The sequence below is a fragment of the Cyanobium sp. BA20m-14 genome (genome assembly GCF_024346295.1).
In genome coordinates this window covers 1-6,745 of record NZ_JAGQCR010000176.1, presented here as the reverse complement: position 1 = coordinate 6,745, position 6,745 = coordinate 1, and the positions used below count along the sequence as shown (strand labels likewise).

Here is a 6,745-nt window from a genome sequence, read left to right as displayed (position 1 = left end):
AGCCACGCCAACCCCGACGGTGTCGCCATCAGCCGTTGCAGCTGCGTAGGCACCAGGGAGAGCAGCACGGGGCGATCGCTGGGCAGGGGCAGCGCCGCCGCCACCACCTCCGGCTGCCGCAGCAGGGCGGGCTCCACCTGCTGCACACCGCAGCCCCACTGCCTGGAGCGCACCAGCGGCAGCAGCCCACTGACGTGGTGCAGCGGCAGGGGGTTGAGATGCAGGCAGGCCGCCGGCTCGATGCCCTGGGCTGCCAGCCAGGTGCCGGTGGCCGCCGCCGAGGCCTGCAGGTGCGAGAGGGGCTGCAGGCACCACCGGCGCCGGCCGCTGCTGCCGCCGCTGCCCACCAGCACGCCCGGCCCCCACACCTGCAGCTGCTCGAGCACCCCCGCGGGGCCAGCCGGGCCGAAGGCCGCCGCCAACTCAACCTGCTGGGCGGCAGAGGCCAGGGGCACGACCAGGCCGCAGTCCCAGGCTTGCAGCAGCTGCTGGACCCTCATCGCACCCCTCCTCCCGCGGCCTGCCACACCCTGGCCGGATCCGGGGCTGCCAGGTCCCCCTGGGGCTGCCAGCCGCTAGCCAGGCCCGGTGCCACCGGGGTGGGCCCCTGGGCCTGCAGGGCCGCCAGATGGTGCAGCCAGCGCCGGCCGATGCCTGTTTCAAAGGCGGTGCTGAGCATCAACCGCGGGGCGCCCTGCTCCAGCGCCGCCAACAGCGGCCGCGGATCCCCCTCCTGGCTGGGCCGCCGCACCTGCCAGCCCGACCAGCTCTGGCGCAACCAGGGCTGCTGCTGCAGGGATTCATCCAGGGCCACCGGCACCCGGGTGGCCAGGGCCTCCAGGCCCGCCAGGTCGGCAGGGCCCAGGGGCTGCTCCAGCCATTCCAGCCGGGGCTCACCGGCGAGCCGCTCGGCCCAGGCCCAGGCCGTGGCCGGCTGCCAGCCCCCATTGGCATCCAGGCGCAGGCGCCCTTCTGGGGGCAGGAGTTGGAGCAGCTGCTCCAGCAAGGTGCGTTCCAGCCCATCAGGGTGCACTGCCACCTTCCACTTGAACACCGGCAGCTCGCCCCGGGTCAGCGCCAGCCGCTCCAAAGCCAGCCGCTCCAGGGCCGCCGGACCGGCCGACAGCAACCGGGCCGAGGGGGGCGGCGGCAGCCAGCGCCCCGGGGGCAGGCCATCGAGCTCGGCCAGGGCCGCTCCCAGGGCGAAGCCGAGGCTGGGCGGCAGGGTGCCGGCCGCCAGGGCCCCCTCCAGCTGGGGCCGGGAGCATTGGGGCCCCAGGCCTTCAATCGCCGCCGCCAGGGGCTCCAGCTGCCCATCCAGCGGGGCGGCCTCTCCCCAGCCCACCAGCCCCTCGGGGCTGTGCAGCCGCAACAGCCAGCCGCGCTTCCCGGCGATGGGGCCCCTGGCGGTGCTGAGGGCCTGGGGCAAGCTGAGCCCAAAGGGCCGCCACACCAGCCCTAACCAGCCAACCCCTGCCGCCATCGCTCAGCCCCACCAGCGGCCCAGGGCCAGCCCCAGGGCCAGGCCGAGCCCACTGAGAGCCTGAAAACGCAGGGCCAGAAACTTACTGCCGCCGATGCGACTGCCATCGTGGTGGTGCTGGCTCAGCAAGCCGATCAGCCGCCGGGCCGGCGGCAAACCGATCACCCCCAGCAGGGCCGTGGGCGGCCAGCGCAGGGCCGCCGGCCCAACCAGCACGGGCGCCCACTGCAGAGCCAGGCTGGCTGCCACAAACCAGGGCACCAGCCGCGCCGCCGTCGCCGTTCCCAGCCGCACCACCGGCGATCGCTTGCCGTTGGCGCCGTCCTCACCCACCTGATGAAAGTGGGAGCAGAACAGCACCAAGGCGGTGGCCAGAGCCGGACCGCTGCCCAGTTCCAGCGCCGCGCGCCAGGGCAGCACCGCCCCGGCGCTTGGGGGCGCCAGAGCCACCAGGGCGGCGGCGGTGGCCAGGGGGCCAAAGGCCAGCCAGCACAGGGGTTCCCCCAGGCCCCGATAGCCCAGCCGAAACGGCGGGCCCTGGTAGATGTAACCGAGGCCGCAGCAGGCCAGCACCAGGCCCAACACCGCCGGGCTACTGCGCCAGGCCACCAGGGCCATCAGGGCCAATCCCCCCAGTAGGCAACCGTTGGCCAACCAGGCCACCCGGTCGCGGCGGCCGGTGAGATTGACCAGCGAATGGGGTTTGCCGTGGGTGTCCACGCCGGTATCGGCGTCGAAGACATCGTTGGCCAGGTTTTCCCAGGCCAGCAGCAGCACCGCCGCCAGCAGAAACAGCAGTAACTGGTCGAGACGCACCGGCTCCGCCCGGCCGAAGCGCCAGCCCGCAGCCAGCAGCACCGGCATCACCGCCACCGCGTACATCGGCCACTTGATCGCCGCCTGCCACAGCTGCCGCCGATCCGGCGGGCTGGCGTAACGGCTTGCGACGACCTTGGGCTCAGTCATGGGGGCCGCAGGCGGCAGCCGCTGCAGGGCCCATACATTTGAGCAGCTCTCTGTCGCGGCCCCGGCCCCTTCTGGTGCAGGCCTCCCATTCCTTCACCGATTCCCCAGGCGGTTCGTCTGGGAATTCGTTCACGGATCTGCTGACCGCCGCCAATGGGCAGGCCCGTCAGCTGGAGGAGGACGGCGTTCTCAGCCTGGCCCTGCCGCTGACCGGCGGCGACCCCCTGTTGCTGCTGCCTCACCTGGAGCCCAGCGGCGGGGATGGCTTCCGTTTCCTCTGGGATGGGGCTCCGGGGCTCTGCATTGCCGCCGCCGGCCGCACCAACAGCCTGGAGCTGAGTGGCCCGCGCCGCTTCGAGTTGGCCCAGCGCTTCGCCAGCGCCAGCCTCAGCCGTCTGGCCACAACCAACGCCGGCCCACCCCTGGCCCGGCCCAGGGTGCTGCTGGCCTTCGCCTTCTTCGATGCGCCCCTGCGGAGCGAGCCGGGGTCGGTGCCAGGGGTGCAGGCGGTGCTGCCGCGCTGGCAACTCAGCCGCCAGGGGCAGCACTGCTGGCTGCGGCTGCAACGGCCGATTGGCGGCGGGGTGACGCCGCGGCAGCTGGCAGAGGAACTCTGGGAGCGGGCACGCCGGCTAGAGCAACTGGTGGAGCAGGCGGAGGAACCAGGCTGGAGCGAGCTGGGCGGTATCGGCCTGCGCTGGAGCGCCCCCTGGCAAGGCAGCTATCGCTTCGCCGTGGCCGAGGCCCTGAGCAAGGTGGAGGCGGGCGAATTGAAAAAGGTGGTGCTGGCGGTGCGCCAGGAGCTCCAGCTCGACACCGCCCCCGACCCCCTGGCCCTGCTCGCCCCGTTGCGACGGCACCAGGGCGGCAGCTGCCGCTTTCTATGGCAACAGGGCCCCGGCTCGGCCCTGATCGGCGCCTCCCCGGAGCGGTTGCTCACCGTGCGCCAGGGCCAGCTGCGCAGTGATGCCCTGGCCGGCACCGCCCCGGCGGGGGATCAGGCGGCGGCCCTACTGCACTCCAGCAAGGACCGCCACGAACACGAGCTGGTGGTGGACACCATCACCGCCGTACTGGCCCGAGCTGGCCTCACCCCCCGCCGGCCCCGCCACCCCCGCCTAGCGCGCCATGGCCAACTGGTGCACCTGCATACGCCGATCACGGCAGCCCTGGCCCAGCACCAGCCCCTCACCATTGCCGCAGCCCTCCATCCCACCCCCGCCGTGGCGGGCCTGCCCAGGCGCGAGGCGATGGCCTGGCTGCGCAGCCTCGAACCCTTTGAGCGCGGCCACTACGCCGCCCCGATCGGCTGGATCGACAGCGCCGGTGACGCCGACCTGCGGGTAGCGATCCGCAGCGGCACCTTGCGGGGGGATCGCCTCGAGCTCACCGCCGGCGCGGGGCTGGTGCGCGGCTCCACGGTGGAGCGGGAGCTGGCGGAGGTGGCCCTCAAGCTCGGCGTTCTCCAGCAACAGCTGGATCTGCCCGCTCAGGCCAGCAGCCGCTCGATCGTCTGATCCGCCAGCGGGATCCCCCCCAACCGCTCCACCTCGCGCACGCCGGTGGGGCTGGTGACGTTGATCTCGCTGAGCCTGCCGTCGATCACATCGATGCCAACGAAAAACAGGCCTTCTGCCTGGAGCGCGGGCGCCAGCTCGGCGCAGATGGCCCGCTCGGCGGCGCTGAGCTCGGTGGCCTCAGGGGCCCCGCCCAGGGCCAGATTGCTGCGGAACTCGCCGCCGGTGGGCTTGCGATTCACCGCCCCGAGCGGCTCCCCATCCACCAGCAGGATGCGCTTGTCGCCGGCGCTCACCCCGGGCAGGAAGGCCTGCACCATCACCGGCAGCCGCTCCTGGCCCGTCACCAGCTCCAGCAGGGCCCGCAGGCCCGGCGTGGCCGCGGCGGCAAACACCACCCCCTGGCCGGCCCGCCCCCCCAGGGGCTTAAGCACCACCTCCCGATGCTCGGCCGTGAAGGCCGCCAGGGCGTCCACCCGGCTGGCCACCAGGGTCGGCGCCATTAGGTGGCTCCAGCGCAGGGAGCTCAGCTTTTCGTTCCAGGCCCTCAGGGCCGCGGGGCGATTCAGCACCCGCACCCCCTGGCGCTCCGCCAAATCCAGCAGGTGAGTGGCATAGAGGTAGGCCTCATCCACCGGTGGGTCCTTACGCATCCACACATGGGGGAAGGCCGTAAGCGGCAGCCGCTGGGAATCGCCCAGGCCATACCAACTGGCTGCACCATCCGGCTGGGGCTCCAGTGGCTGGGCCACCGCCCAGGCGCCATGGCCCCCGGGCCCATCGGCAGCGGCAAGATCGGCCATGGTGCAGACCCACACCTGCTCACCGGCCCGCTGGGCCGCCTGGATCAGGGCCACGCTGGAATCCTTGGCCGGGTTGAGCCGGGCAATCGGATCGATCACGAACAGCTGGGAGGCCACCGCTCAGCTCGCCAGCAGGGCGTCGAGCTGGCCGGAGCGCTCGAGGGCATGCAGATCGTCGCAGCCACCCACGTGCTGGCCGTTGATGAAGGTCTGGGGCACGCTGCGCCGCCCACCGCTCTTGGCGGCCATGGCCGAGCGGGCAGCCTCATCGCCGTCGATCACATATTCGCTGTAGGCAACGCCCTTGCGGTCAAGCAGGGCCTTGGCACGGATGCAGAAGGGGCAGAACCGCCAGGTGTACATCTCAACGGTGGCGGCCATCGGGGCCTTTGCACAGATGAACTGATCCTAGAAGTAGCCGCCGACGTAGCTCCTCCGAGACCATGGTCCGCACCATGGTCATTACAGTTTCCATCCATCACGGAAGCAGCGCCATGGTCTGGCAGATCAGCGCCAGCCAGTTCAAGGCCCGCTGCCTTGGCCTGATGGACGATGTCGCCCGCAGCGGCGAAGCCCTGGTCATCACCACGGTCAGCCCGTTGCGGAGCTTCATCCGTGCCGCGGTACTCGCCGCGCCAGTCCTTTTGGGCTGCACCTCGCCACCCGCTTCGACGGCGACGTCGTGGCGCCCCTGGACGAACCCTGGGAGGTCCTGTAGTGATCTTACTGGATACCCACGTCCTGCTTTAGCTGGACCGCAATGACGCCCAACTCGGCCACCAAGCCAGGAAGACCATCGCTCAGTCCTGGGAGCGATGCCAGGTGGCCGTGAGTGTGATCAGCTTCTGGGAGGCTGCCATGCTCAACCGTCGGGGGCGTATCCACCTAGGCCTGCCGCCCGAGCGTTGGCGAGCCGATTGGCTGGAGGCTGGCCTGCTCGAACTGCCCCTCGAAGGCGGCATCGCCCTGCAGGCCGTTGAGCTGGACGCGTTTCATGCCGATCCTGCAGACCGCTTCATTTCCGCCAGCGCGATATGGCACCGCGCCACGCTGCTCACAGCGGATCAAGCCATTCTCAACTGGCCAGGCTCCCTGGAGCGATTGGACGGGCGCCACTGATACGGTCAGACCATCAGAAGGCCATCGCCGTGACCACCGCCAGCATCCCCGCCGCAGTGCCGCTCGACCTCACCGACTTCAAGCGCGACCTCTCCGAGCTCACCGACCGCCTGGGCCATGCCCAGGACTGTCTTTGACGTACCGGCCCTGAAAGCCCGGCAACAAGACCTGGAGCAGCTGGCCTCCCAGAGCGACTTCTGGGACGACCAAAAAGCAGCCCAGGCAAAGATGCGCCAGCTCGATGAAGTGAGGGCCCAGCTCGAGCAGCTGGCCGCCTGGCGGGCGGCGGTGGTCGATGGTGAAGCCACCCTCGAGCTCTACGGCCTCGAGCCCGATGGGGAGCTGCTGGCCGAATCGAACCAGGCCCTGCAGAAGCTACGGGCCGACCTGGACCGCTGGGAGCTAGAGCGCCTGCTCTCTGGCCCCTACGACAAGGAGGGCGCCGTGATCAACATCAACGCCGGCGCCGGCGGCACCGACGCCCAGGACTGGGCCCTGATGCTGATGCGCATGTACACCCGCTGGGCCGAAGACCACGGCATGAAGGTGAGCGTGGACGAGCTCAGCGAAGGGGAAGAGGCAGGCATCAAGAGCTGCACAATCGAGATCGAGGGCCGCTACGCCTACGGCTACCTGCGCAACGAAAAGGGCACCCACCGGCTGGTGCGAATCAGCCCGTTCAACGCCAACGACAAGCGCCAGACGAGTTTTGCCGGTGTGGAGGTGATGCCCAATATCGAGGCGGAAGTGAAGCTCGACATCCCCGACAAAGACCTGGAGATCACCACCAGCCGCTCTGGCGGTGCCGGCGGCCAGAACGTCAACAAGGTGGAAACGGCCGTGCGCATCCTGCACAT

7 protein-coding genes and 2 pseudogenes are annotated in these 6,745 nt (G+C 70.7%); 3 read left to right on the top strand and 6 right to left on the bottom strand.

Features of this window, described 5'->3' with window-relative positions; genetic code table 11:
- From KBZ07_RS14245 to menA, 3 genes and pseudogenes are all read right to left on the bottom strand, one after another.
- Positions 1 to 500, bottom strand: a pseudogene (locus tag KBZ07_RS14245) (o-succinylbenzoate--CoA ligase); the annotation flags it as partial.
- Complete coding sequence (locus KBZ07_RS14240; RefSeq protein WP_254932225.1) at positions 497 to 1,483, bottom strand: o-succinylbenzoate synthase; 987 nt, start codon at positions 1,481 to 1,483, stop codon at positions 497 to 499. The pseudogene KBZ07_RS14245 and the gene KBZ07_RS14240, both read right to left, overlap by 4 nt.
- 3 nt (positions 1,484 to 1,486) lie before the next feature.
- On the bottom strand, positions 1,487 to 2,449 hold the full coding sequence (gene menA, locus KBZ07_RS14235) for a 2-carboxy-1,4-naphthoquinone phytyltransferase (RefSeq protein ID WP_254932224.1): 963 nt from the start codon (positions 2,447 to 2,449) through the stop codon (positions 1,487 to 1,489).
- 74 nt (positions 2,450 to 2,523) lie between these two features.
- On the opposite strand from menA, the gene KBZ07_RS14230 reads away from it, so the two are divergent.
- The gene (locus tag KBZ07_RS14230; protein WP_254932227.1) at positions 2,524 to 3,966 is read left to right on the top strand and encodes an isochorismate synthase MenF; all 1,443 of its coding nucleotides are present in this window, start codon (positions 2,524 to 2,526) and stop codon (positions 3,964 to 3,966) included.
- On the opposite strand, the gene gshB is transcribed toward KBZ07_RS14230, so the two are convergent.
- The 3 genes from gshB to KBZ07_RS14215 all read right to left on the bottom strand — a co-directional run bounded on the left by gshB (position 3,939) and on the right by KBZ07_RS14215 (position 5,382).
- Positions 3,939 to 4,886, bottom strand: a complete 948-nt coding sequence (gshB, locus tag KBZ07_RS14225; protein WP_254932223.1) for a glutathione synthase — start codon at positions 4,884 to 4,886, stop codon at positions 3,939 to 3,941. The genes KBZ07_RS14230 and gshB overlap by 28 nt on opposite strands.
- 3 nt (positions 4,887 to 4,889) lie before the next feature.
- Positions 4,890 to 5,150, bottom strand: a complete 261-nt coding sequence (gene grxC / locus KBZ07_RS14220; protein ID WP_254932222.1) for a glutaredoxin 3 — start codon at positions 5,148 to 5,150, stop codon at positions 4,890 to 4,892.
- A gap of 97 nt (positions 5,151 to 5,247) precedes the next feature.
- Positions 5,248 to 5,382, bottom strand: a complete 135-nt coding sequence (locus KBZ07_RS14215) for a hypothetical protein (RefSeq protein WP_254932221.1) — start codon at positions 5,380 to 5,382, stop codon at positions 5,248 to 5,250.
- Positions 5,383 to 5,519: 137 nt separating this feature from the next.
- On the opposite strand from KBZ07_RS14215, the gene KBZ07_RS14210 reads away from it, so the two are divergent.
- Together KBZ07_RS14210 and KBZ07_RS14205 are read left to right on the top strand one after the other, a co-directional pair.
- The gene (locus KBZ07_RS14210) at positions 5,520 to 5,888 is read left to right on the top strand and encodes a type II toxin-antitoxin system VapC family toxin (RefSeq protein ID WP_254932226.1); all 369 of its coding nucleotides are present in this window, start codon (positions 5,520 to 5,522) and stop codon (positions 5,886 to 5,888) included.
- A 56-nt stretch (positions 5,889 to 5,944) separates the two neighbouring features.
- Positions 5,945 to 6,745: pseudogene (locus tag KBZ07_RS14205) on the top strand (PCRF domain-containing protein); the annotation flags it as partial.